Annotated in this window: 13 protein-coding genes; 9 read left to right on the top strand and 4 right to left on the bottom strand. The window is 45.2% G+C overall.

Annotation, left to right across the window (positions count from 1 at the left end; all coding sequences use genetic code 11):
- Nucleotides 1-12: 12 nt before the first annotated feature.
- Genes yycH through yycF form a run of 3 tightly spaced genes read right to left on the bottom strand, consistent with a single transcriptional unit; the run spans nucleotide 13 to nucleotide 3901 of the window.
- Complete coding sequence (gene yycH / locus AC6RGY_RS09425) at nucleotides 13-1347, bottom strand: two-component system activity regulator YycH (protein WP_499862284.1); 1335 nt, start codon at nucleotides 1345-1347, stop codon at nucleotides 13-15.
- Entirely contained in the window at nucleotides 1344-3188 is a 1845-nt protein-coding gene (locus AC6RGY_RS09420; RefSeq protein ID WP_499862281.1) for an ATP-binding protein, read from the bottom strand. Before AC6RGY_RS09420 ends, yycH begins: the two co-directional genes overlap by 4 nt.
- On the bottom strand, nucleotides 3185-3901 hold the full coding sequence (gene yycF / locus AC6RGY_RS09415) for a response regulator YycF (RefSeq protein ID WP_499862279.1): 717 nt from the start codon (nucleotides 3899-3901) through the stop codon (nucleotides 3185-3187). The genes AC6RGY_RS09420 and yycF overlap by 4 nt, the downstream gene beginning before the upstream one ends.
- 235 nt (nucleotides 3902-4136) lie before the next feature.
- On the opposite strand from yycF, the gene AC6RGY_RS09410 reads away from it, so the two are divergent.
- From AC6RGY_RS09410 to AC6RGY_RS09390, 5 genes are all read left to right on the top strand, one after another.
- Nucleotides 4137-4889 carry a YheC/YheD family protein gene (locus AC6RGY_RS09410; RefSeq protein ID WP_499862277.1) on the top strand — a complete coding sequence of 251 codons (753 nt, stop codon included), beginning with the start codon at nucleotides 4137-4139 and terminating at the stop codon, nucleotides 4887-4889.
- 314 nt (nucleotides 4890-5203) lie between these two features.
- Nucleotides 5204-5758, top strand: coding sequence for a hypothetical protein (locus AC6RGY_RS09405; protein WP_499862275.1), 555 nt, complete (start codon nucleotides 5204-5206; stop codon nucleotides 5756-5758).
- A 412-nt stretch (nucleotides 5759-6170) separates the two neighbouring features.
- Nucleotides 6171-7922 (top strand): sensor histidine kinase, encoded by a 1752-nt coding sequence (locus AC6RGY_RS09400; protein ID WP_499862273.1) that lies wholly within the window; start codon nucleotides 6171-6173, stop codon nucleotides 7920-7922.
- Between the two features lie 129 nt (nucleotides 7923-8051).
- A complete protein-coding gene (locus AC6RGY_RS09395) occupies nucleotides 8052-8540 on the top strand; it encodes a YwhD family protein (protein ID WP_499862271.1) in 489 nt (162 codons plus the stop codon).
- A gap of 308 nt (nucleotides 8541-8848) precedes the next feature.
- Nucleotides 8849-9073 carry a hypothetical protein gene (locus AC6RGY_RS09390; RefSeq protein ID WP_499862269.1) on the top strand — a complete coding sequence of 75 codons (225 nt, stop codon included), beginning with the start codon at nucleotides 8849-8851 and terminating at the stop codon, nucleotides 9071-9073.
- A gap of 18 nt (nucleotides 9074-9091) precedes the next feature.
- Here AC6RGY_RS09390 and AC6RGY_RS09385 read toward each other — a convergent pair whose 3' ends face one another.
- A complete protein-coding gene (locus AC6RGY_RS09385) occupies nucleotides 9092-11137 on the bottom strand; it encodes a transglycosylase domain-containing protein (RefSeq protein ID WP_499862267.1) in 2046 nt (681 codons plus the stop codon).
- 227 nt (nucleotides 11138-11364) lie between these two features.
- On the opposite strand from AC6RGY_RS09385, the gene speE reads away from it, so the two are divergent.
- From speE to argS, 4 genes are read left to right on the top strand one after another with little or no spacing between them, the layout of a single operon-like run.
- Nucleotides 11365-12189 (top strand): polyamine aminopropyltransferase, encoded by an 825-nt coding sequence (speE, locus tag AC6RGY_RS09380; RefSeq protein WP_499862473.1) that lies wholly within the window; start codon nucleotides 11365-11367, stop codon nucleotides 12187-12189.
- Nucleotides 12190-12203: 14 nt separating this feature from the next.
- Complete coding sequence (speB, locus tag AC6RGY_RS09375) at nucleotides 12204-13082, top strand: agmatinase (RefSeq protein ID WP_499862265.1); 879 nt, start codon at nucleotides 12204-12206, stop codon at nucleotides 13080-13082.
- Between the two features lie 18 nt (nucleotides 13083-13100).
- Complete coding sequence (locus AC6RGY_RS09370; RefSeq protein ID WP_499862263.1) at nucleotides 13101-13550, top strand: YwiB family protein; 450 nt, start codon at nucleotides 13101-13103, stop codon at nucleotides 13548-13550.
- The gene (gene argS, locus AC6RGY_RS09365; protein WP_499862261.1) at nucleotides 13525-15192 is read left to right on the top strand and encodes an arginine--tRNA ligase; all 1668 of its coding nucleotides are present in this window, start codon (nucleotides 13525-13527) and stop codon (nucleotides 15190-15192) included. Before AC6RGY_RS09370 ends, argS begins: the two co-directional genes overlap by 26 nt.
- The last annotated feature ends 9 nt before the right edge of the window (nucleotides 15193-15201 follow it).

The raw sequence follows: 15201 nt of genomic DNA, 5'->3' as shown, positions 1-15201 counted from the left end.
ACCCGTGCCTCCTTATGGGGATTGGAGCAAGTGCTCCGTGCCATCTTTCTGGATTACAACCCAAACAGGTACGAGAGATATCTGCGCATCATTCACAGTGGCGCGGTATCCGGGAAAGAGGTTATCCACTTGATTGACATCGATGTTTGCAGAGGAAATCTGTTTGAGTAACTCTTTTCCACTAGCCAGGGTAAGGGTATTTTGAGCCTTCACATCATTGGAGAAATAGTAAAGGGAGCGGTTATACTCAATCAACCTTTCTGATGGAGACCCTTTGAGTCGAATGGTATATAACCCTTTTTCCTCCTCTTTGGCGTAGATGGGCAAACCGTGAGCCAACAGGCGAAACTGGTAGGCATACATTTCATCATTAGGATCTACGTCTATCGTATCTAGGTGATACTCTCCTGTCCAGCCGTTATGCGTATTGATAGAGCTATTGATTGCTTGTAACTCTTCTGCAGGTGTGTAGGAGGATGCCTGTGGAAAAGAAGGCGGGTCCTGAAATGAGATATAGTTGATATCCTCTTCATGAGTTAACTTGCGATTACCATATCGGTAGACAACATACTCTTTAAACGGAAAGCGACTGGCTGACGGATCCAAAAGAAAATTTTTCATATCATTGATGGCAATCGTTTTTAATGGATAAGTAAGTTTCTCTAGCAAGAGATCGCTAACTGGAATGTAAAACGCTTGTGGATAGAGTACTTGTTGTTCAGGAGTATCGTCTTCATTCCAAGGATCGCGAGTATAGATGGGTTTTACTTCTTGAAGTTCTTGGTTACGAAGCGCTACCATCCACTGATCTAAGCTATCCACGATGGTTTCCGCTGCCAGTATTTTTTCGTCTGTATCGGAAATGAACCAGATACTGAGTACATCCTCATTCTCTTCTAACGAAATCCAGATGCGATTGAACGAGTCTATTTCTCCCGTCTTCACCGGTGATCGGAAGAAAGCATTGATCACATCAGATGGAAGTTTATGCGTAAATCGCAGCTCGATTCCCGGCTGCTCTACATAGCGCGCTTCCCAATCCTTCGCTGTTGGACGGATGGAAGAAAGAGAGCCTTGTAGCGGGAGATAATGAATCTTATTGATCAAATCTTGATAAAGGACATGATCGGCAGAAACGGCAGATGTTTTCCCTTGGTCATGAAAAATGAGTTGATGAGGAGAGACCACTTCATAAAGTAATTTCCTTTCCTTTCCGAGTGGTGGACTTAAATAATCTCCACGTGCACTCTCTTCATATGAAGGGGAACTATACCACAATGTACTCGTTAAGATGAAACTTAATAGGATTAAGGAGATGAGTACGAACGTCTTCAGATGTTCTCTCATTCCATCACCTCCGCTTCACAAGAGGGTAGGGTAAAGGTGACAGATGTCCCGATCCCTTCCTCACTATCGATCCAGATATGACCCCCATGTGCGTGTACCATTTCCCGGGCAATAGATAATCCCAAACCTGTTCCACCCATGCTACGGGAGCGGGCTTTGTCAACGCGATAAAAACGATCAAAAATATGTTGTAAATCTGCTTGTGGTATTCCTAAGCCTGTGTCTTTAATCGAGACCTCTACAGCCCCATCCACACGTCGATGAGCGGAAAGTTGGATGGAGTTTCCCTCTGGAGTGTACTTTACTGCATTGGAAAGGAGGTTATCTAATACCTGATCAATTTTATCTTGATCAATATATACTTTGGGCAATTGAGGTGCCAGCGAGAGTGTAAAATGAATGTTCTTTTGTTTGAGAGGGACAGCAAAACGGTCTGCTACCGTCTCCAATTGTTCTTCGATATAAATCGGTTGCCGATTTAACCGAAGTTGGTTCGCATCTAAGCGGGATAATTGTAGTAAATCAGAGATTAAGCGTGTCATTCGCTCGGCTTCTTGATGTGCAACATGGGTGAAGCGCTTTGCTAAGTCTGGTTCGGCTAGTGCGCCATCTTGTAATGCTTCTAAGTAGCTAATAATGGTGGTAAGAGGAGTTCGTAGTTCATGGGAGACATTTGCCACGAACTCTTTGCGCTGACGATCCAGTTTCTCCTCTTCTGTCACATCTTGTAGAACCGCAATCACCCCTACGGATTCCTGATTGGGACGCCGAATGGGTGTAAGGGTTACTTTGATTACTAAGGAATCCACATGATCTTCCCGCTTTAATTCTAGATGTGTTTCTCTTTGCTCAAGAAGTGGTGACGAAGGGGATTCAGTTAGCGGAAGGACGGATGATAGTGGATCTCCTACTTCGAAAGGACGTTTTAAGATTTCTCTTGCGCGCTCATTCCAAACAATGATCCTTCCCATCGAATCGGCGGCTAGGACCCCATCACTCATGTTCGCGAGTACAGACTCTAGCTTTCTCTTCTCCTCTTCCTTCTGGGAAAGTGCTTCGTGTAGATGTGCGGACAGATCATTAAAAGCAACACCTAAGCGTCCAATCTCATCTAAGCTTTTGACCTTGACACGTTGATCGAAGTCTCCTCCCGCCATAGCGGCCGCTTGCGTCGTGATTTCTTTGACGGGATTGGTGATCGTACGAGCTAATACGAATCCGAGGAGTGCGGTTAAAAGTACAGTGACGATGGTAATGTTGATTAGGATTTTCGTGATGTCCAGGATACTGTCGTAGGTTTCTTCCATGTTGGCTTCAATATAGATCGCCCCGATAACCCTGCCCTGATTTTTAATCGGTTTGGTATAGGTTTGGATGCGATTACCATATCGGTTGATGCGGATGGAACTGGTTTCTTGTCCATTGAGGGCTTTGTTAGCACGAATATTTCGTTGCCCGATCAATTCTTTATTCTGTGTATTAGAGGCCGCCCCTAGTACGATCCCCTCTTGGTTTAACACTTGTAAGCTTGCCCCGCCTTTACTGGACGTGCCACGACCGAGAATGAAGAGATCGTCAATGAGGGAATTAATCTCCCCTTCTGTTTCTTGTGAATTGGTTGGCTCTATAATATACGCTTTCAGTTGCTCGGACTCTGATAAGAGATTGGCCTGGAAATAAAGGTTATCCTTAAACTCTTTAACATAGTAGTTTTCTAGCTCACGAAAGAAGTAGACCCCGATGAGTTGCATAGAGATGAGAATCAGAGAAATGTAAATAAAGACCAATTTCCACTGAACACTGTTAATTTTGGAAAACCAGTGTGACAGGCGTTGTCTCATTCGTTAGATGCCTCAGGATCACGCAGTGTGTAACCGATACCGCGTCGAGTAATAATGTATTGTGGTTGACTGGGATCTTCTTCTATTTTCTCGCGTAAGCGGCGAATGGTCACATCTACCGTGCGGACATCACCAAAGTAATCGTATCCCCACACGGATTGTAAGAGGTGTTCGCGCGTCATGACTTGAGCAACATGTTTAGCCATATAGAGAAGCAATTCAAACTCACGATGAGTGAGGTCAATGGTTGTTTGTTGTTTCTTTACAATGTAGCGCGTTTCATCAATACTGATTTTGCCGACATTCACGGTTTCGTCTGTATTGGCAGTGGTGTCGGGTGTTGAACGGGAAGCAGAGCGACGTAAGTTGGCTTTAATACGCGCAAGCAATTCGCGGTTGCTAAAGGGCTTGGTGACGTAATCATCTGCACCTAATTCGAGTCCCAGTACTTTATCCACCTCTGAATCTTTGGCAGTAACCATAATGATAGGCAGTTGGTATTTTTGTCGCACTTGCCGACAAATTTCGACACCATCGACGCCAGGCAACATTAAATCTAACAGCAGTAGGTCGGGTGGTTGTTGAAAAATCTTTTCCAAAGCAGTATGTCCATCGTGAACACACTCTACTTGGTACCCCTCCTTCTGTAGATTAAATTCGATAATATCTGCAATCGGTTTCTCATCTTCGACCACCATGATGAATGCACTCATGCGAAGTCCCCCTATTCTATAACTGAGTCTATGAATTCCGATTATCCTCATTTATATCCACCACTCTATGGGAATAGTCATCCGTGGTGCAAAGAGTGATGGTTCTTTCGTTCCATGATAGATACCCTTGCTCCTCTTTAGTTTACCACATGGACATGGGCGAACTGATGAGTCGATTGCAAGAGGATGTGAATACCATATGTTGATATGCATGCCGTACTAGGAGGGGAAAGGTATGGGTAATCGTAGATACCGACAAGTTGCCAGTAAAATGTCTAAGACAAAGGTGTTGGAAAGAAGTGCGGTTGTAGCGACTTATATACCGGAAACGAGGTGGCTAACTGCACTGGATCTACAGGAGATGCTTAGGCAGTACAACCTTCTTTATATTAAGCCTGACAAAGGAGGAGGAGGGGTAGGAATCATTCGTGTGAAAAAGTTGAGTCCTTCGTCGGTGGAAGTTCGATACCGCAGGTTAAAAAGAACGGTAAGCCATAAAGCGTTGTTTGGACAGCTTCGCAAGTGGATGTTACCCAATCGTAAATACTTGATTCAACGCGGCATTGAGAGTGTTTCTATCGAGGGTCGCCCTTTTGATTATCGGATTTTGTTACAACGACCCAAGGGGGAGTGGGAGTTATCAGGAATGATTGCCAAAATAGCAGCTCCAGGGGAGATTGTAACGAATAGCCGCAAAGGAAGGAAAGCCATCTCGATAGAGAAGTCTTTACAATATGTTACTTCCAACATATCTTATCAGGAGTTACTCTATAAAGAACTCACTGAAGTATCTTATGAAATTGCCCATGTACTAGAGCACCGTTATCCTGGTTTGAAGGAACTGGGTGTTGATATGGGAATTGATCCAGATGCACATTTCTGGATCTATGAAGTGAATACGAGCCCGCGATTCAGTGTTTTCTCACATCTTGAGAACCGGAAGCCATATCGTTTAATTATGAAAAATCATCGAAAAATCACCTCTTGATTGCAGAATTCTCTCTCCTAGTGGGACGAATATAGAAGGCGACTGCCGCATATAATCATGTCAGAACGACAAACAACTATGAGAACAGCGAGAAACATTTTTTAGGGTCGAAAAAAAAACGAGCTAAAATACAATAATCGAACCATTTCGACAGAAACTATCATTGAAATTATATTATTACAGTTGATAAAATAATGATAGAAAAGAGAAAAAAATTGTTTCTGCTTTCTTGTTGTTCTTCTTTGTTGCTCGGTCGTCTTTCATGGGAGTACAGGACAGGCTCATGTGTAAAAATCAACTAGGAGGGATGTACTGTGTCAATCACAGTAGGTGTCTATATTGGGAAAAAGGATCGGTTGCTTCGTTATTGGTATGATATGTTGCCTAAAGGACAATTTTCGATCTTAGTTAAGTATTGTATTCAATCTTATTTACGAGGAAAATATTTCCCTCTCGATTCTGTTACGGACCCATCCGCTTTTGTAGAAAGACTGCAACAACAACTCAAGTTGGCACCGACGCAACGCAATGTAACGTTTTCTACTGAAGACGGATCTCTCTATCAATGGGTAACTAAGTTAGAGAATGGCTACCGTAGTGAAGAGATTAAGAATATCTTAAAGGAAACGGTTCAGCATACGTTGATGAGCATCCCACAACAGACACCCGTACAGACGAATCCCCTCCGTCATCCGACGACTCTTCCCGATAATGGATCGATGCCTGTAAGAAAACAAGAGTCACCACAGTGGAAAGATACTTATTCAAGCAAAGAAGAGTCGGCTTTGAGCACCAATCAGGGGAGAGGGCGTGACTCAGAACAGAGGACACACATGGAACGACAAAAAGTGATGAATCAGCTAGGCTAAAGAAAGAGGAGAGAGGAATATTTGTCAAAAAAACTTACATTTTTTCGATAAGTAAGCAGGGTGGAGAGTGGGATTGGAGGAAAGGATGGAGATCAGGAATTTTGTTTCTTTTCTTTCCTCCAGCAACTCACCTCTTGGGAGCTCTCTTCCTAAAAACCGCTTTTTCTAGTCATTTTGAGGGGATTTATGGTATTCTGATAGAGTGAGAATACCGTATACATAGAAAATAGGATGAGTAAATGCATTTGCTCGAAAAGAGTAAGAGGGTGCCTCTTGCTCTTTCGTATTTCTAAGCTTCTAATAGGGAGGGCCAATAAAGATTTTGTCGAAGAGAAGGGTTTGATCCCCTCTGTATGGAAGGTAGCATAGATTAGAAGCATGCACATGGTCGTCCTCAAGGGGTGGGAAGGGAATGGTTGATGACTCCATATTACTGTTGACTGGATCAGAGCAATTACGATGGATGGGGGCTTCAGTTCTTATTGGATTGGGATTTCTTGGTTCTATTTTGGTAGCTGCCAGAGTAGGCTATCTGGAGCGTATACGAACTTCCGCCTTTCGCTCCTATCTGTGTGTATTCGTCTGTCTGGCAATCGTTCTCCTCTTCGATGAAGTTGCTATTCTTACCGATGACTGGGCTCTCGGTTTTTACCTGGTTTCGACAGCCACTCTATTGACTACACTCACGACACCTCCCCACTGGGTGATCAGTGGTCTCTTCTATCTCACCTTCTGGGGAAAGAGAATCTTTGAGGGACGTGAGGAATGGGACTTGACCATGGTGGCGGGTTCGATTATCCTTTTTGCAGCTTTATTGTGGATGGGTGGAATGATCCAACGGGCACGTGTACTTGTACAAGTGATGAAAGAAGAGAACCAAGAGCTACTACATACAGTCAATGAAGCTTATCGACGGTTACATGAATACATTAATGAGTTAGAAGAGACATCACGCCGTGATTACCTGACAGGTCTTTATAATCTAAGTGGATTTCAAGAACAAGTGACACGTCATTTAGCGAAGTGTGCACCAGGTCAGTCTTATCACGTGATTTGTTTTGATTTGGTGGACTTTCAACAAGTGAATGTGCGTGAAGGTATGGACGCAGGGGATGAGTTACTCGTCCGTTTGGCTCGCCAACTCAATAAAGATTTACCTCCTTATGCCCAAGTGGCGCGTTATGACGGAGACCAATTTGCGATCGGTATTATCGGTGATGAAGCTGTATTGCGCTACTGTTTAGAAAAAGTAGAGAATGTGATCGCTAGTATGCGGACTGAACGAACCATCATCAACTATTGCCAAGGTGCTGCTACTTATCCTGAGGAAGCAAAATCAGCCTCCAGTCTCATTCGCTTGGCAGAAAAACGACTTTCAATCCAACAGCAACGAATACGTCATCAAGTAGAAGAGCGACGGCGGTACTTGGAGAAATTATCGGCGGTGGGCCAGTTGGCAGCTGGATTGGCTCATGAGATTCGCAATCCCCTTACATCTATTCGCGGGTTTATTCAAATATCAGCGAAAGAATCAGAAGAGATGAAGAAATGGGAGTCGATCATTCTTCCCGAAATTGATCGCATCAATGATCTGTTGCGTCAATTTCTCCATTTAAGTGATAAAAAGCCGGCTAAATTTTCCACAATTGAATTAGATTCTCTGATTGAAGATGTTATTCAATTGATGACACCGAAGGCTTTTTTGATGGGACATGAGCTAAATTCTTCTCCTCCTTCCTCCACCTTGACGATAGAAGCAGATCCGGAACAATTAAAGCAAGTGTTGATCAACTTGCTACAAAACGCTCTTGAAGCTTTGGGAGAAAAGGGTTGTGTATGGATTCGGTGGAAAGAATTGCGGGACCGTATTAGTATTCGCATTCAAGACAACGGGTATGGAATTCAGCCTGAATATATCTCCCGTATATTTGATCCTTTCTTTACAACCAAGGGGGATGGAACGGGGATGGGCCTTTCTATCTGTCACCGTATTATCTCTGAACATGGGGGGCATATTCATGTTACCAGTCAACCGGGTAGGGGAACCACCTTTAATATTCATTTGCCTATCCGCCAATCCAGTAGTACGATCAGAGAAACAGATGAACCCTATGATTTGGAAGAAAATCCAGAAGAGGCACTTTTAGAAGTGACAGGTGAGTGAGCACGTGGGACAGGAAAGAGGCAACAAGGATAATGATTGGGGCATACTCCCTATCTTCCCTTGTTCCTTGCCTCCCTTGCCTCTTCACTGTATGATCGGTACAATACAAGGGGAAAAGGGGGCGGTTAGATGAAGGAAAAAAAGAAAAATCAGTTCAATATACTTCGCGATGATTCCACCACCCATGGAGGCTACTCTACTGGAACCTTTAACCTGAGCAACTTATCCTCTGTCTTGATTGATCAAGATGAGGCCAAAATTGACCTAGGTTTAATTCATGCGAAAAGTCGTATAGAACGTGGTATTAAGTTTTCAGCTGAAGAGGATGTGGCTCCAGAAGGGAAGACTTACTGGATAGTGTGGGTTTCCCTAGACCGCAATGAGCAAGGCCCATTTTATGCGGGAGTCACTGCCTGTCCGATGAGAATTGATCATGAAACGCGTAGAGGGTGGAAGAACTTAGCCTACCATGTGAACCGGTTGGATGATGCATTAAAAGGAAAAATTAAAATAGAAGGGCTCAATGAGATCGAAAAAGGGGCTCTAAAAAAACTACTGTTAGCGAATAGCAAAGAGATGTGGGAAAACTCCGCTGCTCTTCATCCGTTTTTGCCATAGTGGATTGGGGACCACGAGGAATAATTCAGTGGAGAAAAATGAACGCTATGTGAAAAATTTCGGCAAAAACTTGTCGAACAGAGTGGTTCACGGTAAACTGAAAAAGAGATATGTGATCAAGATACACTTCTAAGGGAAGTGTGATCGCGGAACCATATTTGCTAGGACACTGAAAGAGCGGGCGCCCAGAAGCCCGCTCTTTCAGTGTCTAAAAATAGAATTATTTTCCTCGAAGCTTTTGGTTTATTCTTCTTCTCATTTCCCCATCCTAGAGGATGAGTTCATCTCTAAAAGGTGGCGATTAGCTGATGGAAGAAGAACAGAATCACTTTGCTCGTCACGGAGGAGTTCATTTTACTCCTAATGTGGAACCGGAACAGGTTAATCAATTTGTAAACCAGCTTCCATCAGAGAAGCGTGATAGTTTGTATGAAGTCATGAAAGAGCTAGATCAAGCGGGTTTAATCACGCTCTATAACGATGGCCTCTTCGCAGATGGAGATGGCGAAGTGGGTGGAAGCGAAGAATGTTAATCAAGAGGTGGTGGTCGATCATGAAGACCACCACCTCTTGATTTTATCCCACATTTTTTGTGGGCCGTCCAATTCTGGCAGAGAAGGTGCGTGAGCCGCACACTTGGCTTTTGGTTCTGAACCGCTTAAGAAGTATTCTTTGTGTGTATGCGGGCAATGGGGAGTAGCGAGTAAACCCGTTTCCGAGTCGATGCTTACTTGAGTAACCCCATCGGGAACTGGAAAGTCTCGTCCCTCGTAGGAGGAGCGGATGCTCTTCATATAGGTCCCCCAAACAAATTGCGAGAGTCGGGATTGTTGGTAGGGGAGCGGTTGATGCTGATCGTTTCCGACCCAGACACAGGTAGCCAAGTCGGGAGTGTATCCAGCAAACCAGGAGTCCCACTCGGTGGTCCCTGTTTTGCCTGCGGCCGGAAGGTCGCCAATAAGCTGTTGGATACGACGACCGGTTCCTCCTGGTTGCAACACTCCTTTTAGCATATCTGTAAGTAAAAAGGTTTTCGTATCAGAGGCTACTCGAATGGGAGTGACGTGATTTCTGGAGAGAGGATTCCCATTGGCATCTTCGATGCGGACGATTCCTCGTGGTTCTGCATGTATCCCCTGAGAAGCGAGTGTAGCATACACAGTTGCCATTTCCATGGGAGTAGCTGTTTCCGTACCCAGTGCCAACGAGGGATGAGGGTGGATCTCACCATGAATCCCTAAGCGGTGTGCCATGGCAACGGCTTGATTTCGACCAATTTGAAAGTGCGTACGAACAGCATACACATTATCGGAGCGAGCAATCGCCTCTCGTAATGAAATAGGTTTGTTGGCATATTGATCATGAAAATTGTGAGGCTCATACACTCCTCCCTCATAGGTGAAACGGGTGGGCTTACTCAAGATTTTGGTGGTTGGTTTCCAACCTTGATCCAAGGCTGCTAAATAGAGAATTGGCTTAAAGATGGACCCCGGCTGTCTTTTGGCAAATACACGGTTGTATTGTGATTCCTGATAGTCTCTCCCACCAACTAAGGCGACGATGGCTCCAGTTCGGGGTTCAAGCGAAACAAGAGCACCTTGCAACGAGCCACTCCCAATATATTTTTTCATGGCTTCTTCCGCAGCTCGCTGTTTGTCTAGATCCAAGGTGGTGTAAATCGTAAAACCTCCAGTGAGCAACTCTTTTTCAGGTATGCCATATTGAGCGGTCGCTTCTTTCAGAATAATATCGCGGAAGTAGGGAGCGGCGGAAGGGGTGGAAGCAGGGGGAGAAGAGAAAGTTAGTGTTTCTGCTTTAGCTGTTCGTTGTTCCTCCTCGCTAATCCATCCATTCTCCCTCATGTTATCTAGGATGGCAGCTTGTCGCTCTTTCGCCCGTTTTTCATCCAATAGAGGAGAGTAGTACTTGGGACCGCGCGGAATTCCGGCTAGCATGGCACTCTCCGCTAAATCCAACTCTTTGGCAGATTGATGAAAATATAGCTGAGCCGCGCGCTCAGCCCCATATGCACCGTGACCGTAATAAATTTCATTTAAGTACATAGTCAAAATCTCATCTTTGGTATAATGAAGCTCTAATTGGATGGTATATAAGGCTTCTTTCCATTTGCGCGCCCATGTCCGTTCGTGCGAAAGATAGAGATTGCGTGCAAGCTGTTGTGTGATTGTACTTGCTCCTTGGGATAGCTTACCGGAACGCATATTCACCCAGATGGCACGTGTAATACCACGTACAGAAAACCCGTGGTGCTGAAAAAAAGTTTGATCTTCCGCTGCCAGTGTGGCATGAATGAGATGAGGTGAAATCTCATTCCGTTGGATAGCGTCCCGGTGTTCTCCTTGATCCAACTGATCTATAAGGGTCCCATGTCGGTCGACGACAGTGGTTGTCAGAGGGATGTCTGGAGTGGGAAGAGGACGTGAATAAAGATATAACGTGAGCACGAGCATACTCGTTACCATGATGGCGATCATCCAGAGAAGTAGGCGCAACAGGCGTATGAGCGGCTTTCTTTTCTGTTGATGAGCGGGGGAATGGCTTGATGAAGGTAGCGGAGGGTTTGGTGGTTTTGCCATGATGTCTACTCCCTTTTTCAGGTTTGTCCGTCTAATGGAGAGATAATGGTGATAGAGAAGAAAAGTCCTCGTTTATTGTGAGCTGCAACAAGGAAGAATATACCTAAATAATTATTTTTCGTGATCGGACGAAAAACATTTGAGACTGCCTATCTGCAAGTAGTATGCTAATGGATATTGCCGTATAAGAAGGAGAAATGGATATGACTACATCGAATACGAACCAAATGGAGCTTTGGTATACGGAGAAGCAAACTCCTCATCATGGGATTACCAGCAAAATCGCTCGTACACTTCATCATGAGCAGACCGATTATCAATCACTGGATATTATCGAGACGCATCAATTTGGGAACATGATGGTGCTCGATGGCATGGTGATGACCACCGATCAAGATGAATTTGTCTATCATGAGATGCTAACTCATGTGGCTATGAACACCCATCCAGACCCCAAACATGTCCTTGTCATCGGAGGAGGAGATGGTGGAGTGATTCGTGAGGTGGTCAAATACAAGAATGTGGAATCGGCTACCCTGGTGGAGATTGATGGACAAGTCATTGAGGCCGCGAAAACCTATTTTCCTCAGATTGCGAGTGGCTTGAAAGATGAGCGTGTTACGGTCAAAGTGGAGGATGGCATTCAGTTTATTGCCGAGCACCCGAATCAATTTGATGTGATATTAGTCGATTCGACGGAACCCGTGGGGCCGGCGGTCGGTTTATTTCAAAAGCCATTTTATAAAGGGATTTATGAGTCCCTGAAAGCCGATGGTGTGATGGTAGCGCAAACGGAATCCCCGTGGTTTAATCGGGACCTGATCCGGCGAGTATATCAAGACATTTCCACGCTCTTCCCCATTACGCGCCTGTATACTGCCAGCATCCCTACTTATCCAAGTGGATTATGGAGCTTTACCATGGGCTCGAAAAAATACGATCCGCTTCAATTGCAAGCAGGCGAGCAAGAGCTAGATACGCGGTATTACACGAGAGAGTTACATTCAAGCCTCTTTCAAGTACCTAAATTTGTAAAAGAATTGACAGAATAGAGGAGAGCACCGTTATGCGTTTTGAAGAAGCTTACTCTGGAAATGTTTTTATTGGATCGACTGATCAGTTGGATGAAGCGGAAGCGGTCATCTATGGCATGCCGATGGACTGGACCGCTAGTTTTCGCGCTGGTTCCCGCTTAGGTCCGAAGAGGATTCGCGAAGTATCGCTCGTATTAGAAGAGTATAGCCCGGTTTTGGACCGCGAGTTGTCCGAAGTTGCTTATTATGATGCCGGAGATATTCCCCTACCTATTGGCAATCCTGAGCGGAGTCAAGAGCAGATTGAGGCCTTTGTTAAGCAGGTATTGGATAAAGGGAAGATGCCGATTGGCCTGGGCGGTGAACATTTGGTCACGTGGCCCATTGTTCGTCAGCTGGAAAAGCGCTTGGATGATCTGGTGGTATTGCAATTGGACGCTCATGCGGATCTGCGCACGGATTATGAAGGGGAAGTTCATTCTCACGCCACCCCACTGCGAAAAATTGTTCAGTTAATTGGAGCAGAAAATGTGTATCAATTGGGGATTCGTTCGGGAACACGTGAGGAATTTCAATATGCGAAAGAGGCAGGCATTCACTTTTATCCCTTTACGGTGTTGGAGCCATTAAAGGAAATTCTTCCACAACTAAAGGGACGTCCCGTCTATGTCACCATTGATATAGATGTGTTGGACCCCGCTTTTGCCCCAGGTACAGGAACACCAGAACCAGGTGGTATCTCCTCAAAAGAATTACTAAATGCGATTCAGCTGCTAGCAGAAGCGGACCTGGAGATTGTTGGCGCCGATTTGGTGGAAGTGGCGCCTCACTTTGACTCGACGGAACAGACACCGATTGTGGCGGCTAAAGTTGTCCGAGAAATGCTCCTTGGATTTTTAAAAGGGCGTTAAGAGGGGAGAGATGGAAACATGAAGCCTGTATGTGTGACCATTCGCTCCACGATTGATCGAGGGCAAGGGGATCACGAAATCATTGAACAGCAACTTCCCGGTCAATTTCAGGAGAAGGGGGATCGTTGGTTTCTGCGCTATATTGAACAGCCAGAAACAGAAGATGAAACCCGCACCACAGTGAAATCAGGAGAGCAAGAAGTTGTGGTGGTTCGTCATGGTACACTCGCTTATCGTCAAACGTATCGACCGGGTCAAGAGACTCGGTCGATGATACAAGCACCGAGTGGATCGATGGAGATGATCGTGCATACGCATACCTATGATCGTGCACGAGAGGCGGGAAGAGGGCGTGTTCAGTTTTCTTTTGCGTTGGCTATGAGCGAAGAATCATTAGGGAAATATCAATTAGAAATAGAGTGGACGGAGGTGTCGGATCTCGATGAATGTGTTAGAACAGATGCATGAGAAGCTCAAGAGTGCGATTCGAGAAGCCGTAATAAAGTCGGGTGTAGTTCCCAGTGAACAAGTACCGGAGATTGTATTGGAAGTTCCGCGAGAAAAACAGCATGGGGATTTATCAACCAATGTAGCGATGCAGTTGGTGAAAGTAGCTCGTAAGAACCCTCGTGAGATTGCGCAAGCTCTGGTGGAGCAAATCGATCACCAGAAAGCATCGATTCGTAAGGTAGAAATCGCAGGTCCCGGATTTATTAACTTTTATATGGATCGCTCCTATTTAACCTCTTTGGTCCCAGAGATTCTGGCAGCGAAAGAGGCGTATGGAGAATCGGACAGTGGCGCGGGCAAAAACGTCTTAGTGGAGTTTGTTAGTGCCAACCCTACAGGAAACTTACACCTTGGTCATGCGCGCGGGGCGGCTGTCGGTGATGCCTTAAGTAGCATTCTAGATGCTGCTGGATATAAGGTTACACGGGAATATTATATTAACGATGCTGGGAATCAGATGGATCTGATGGCCCGGTCATTAGAGGCTCGCTATTTTGAAGCGCTTGGGAAAGAAAGTATGTTGCCACAAGATGGTTACCGCGGAGAGGATATTCGCAAGCTGGGCGAACAAGTAGCCGCCGAGCAAGGAGAGCGTCTGATAGAGAAGGGATCGACTGAGCGGCTTTCTCTGCTACGTGAAGTGGGATTAAAACAATTACTGGATAAAATCAAAGCGGATATGAATCGTTATCGCGTTCATTTCGATGTCTGGTTTAGTGAAAACTCACTCTATCAATCTGGAGTGATTGACGACGTGTTGAAGAAGTTGGAGGCTGGAGGATATACCTATGAACAAGATGGTGCACTTTGGCTTCGTTCAACCATGTTTGGCGATGATAAAGATCGGGTACTAATCAAGCAAGATGGTTCTTATACCTATCTCACCCCTGACATTGCTTATCACCGGGATAAATATGAACGTGGGTATGATCGAGTCATTAACATCTGGGGAGCCGATCATCATGGTTATATTGCCCGTATGCGTGCTGCAATGATGGCGCTGGGTTATCAAGAGGATCGCTTTGATGTTGTCATTACCCAAATGGTGAAGCTATACCAGGGTGGAGAGTTAGTGAAGATGTCAAAACGAACGGGGAAAGCCGTCACTCTGACAGAACTGATGGATGATGTTGGGGTGGATGGTGCACGTTATTTCTTTGCGATGCGCAGCCCGGATACTCACTTAGACTTCGATATGGACTTGGCTGTATCTCAGTCCAGTGATAACCCTGTTTTCTATGTACAGTATGCTCATGCACGTATTTGTAGCCTCTTTAAACAGGCAAGCGAACAGGGCTTTTCAGTTATAGAGAATGCGGACTGGAATGAGTTGAAGGAAGAACAAGAATATGATCTGTTGAAGAAGCTAGGCGAGTTTCCTACTGAGATAGCGATGGCTGCCGAGCATATGGCACCCAACCGCGTGGTTCGCTATCTACATGAGTTGGCCTCCCTCTTCCATAGCTATTACAATGCACATCGCGTGATTGGGGGAAGCGATGCACAGACGCTCGCTCGCTTGGGTCTCTATCGTGTGATACAACAGGTGCTCGTCAATGGATTAACGATGATCGGTGTGGAAGCACCTGAGAAGATGTAAGATGGTAAG

The sequence above is a fragment of the Mechercharimyces mesophilus genome (assembly GCF_059818345.1).
This window is presented reverse-complemented; position numbering and strand designations above follow the sequence as displayed.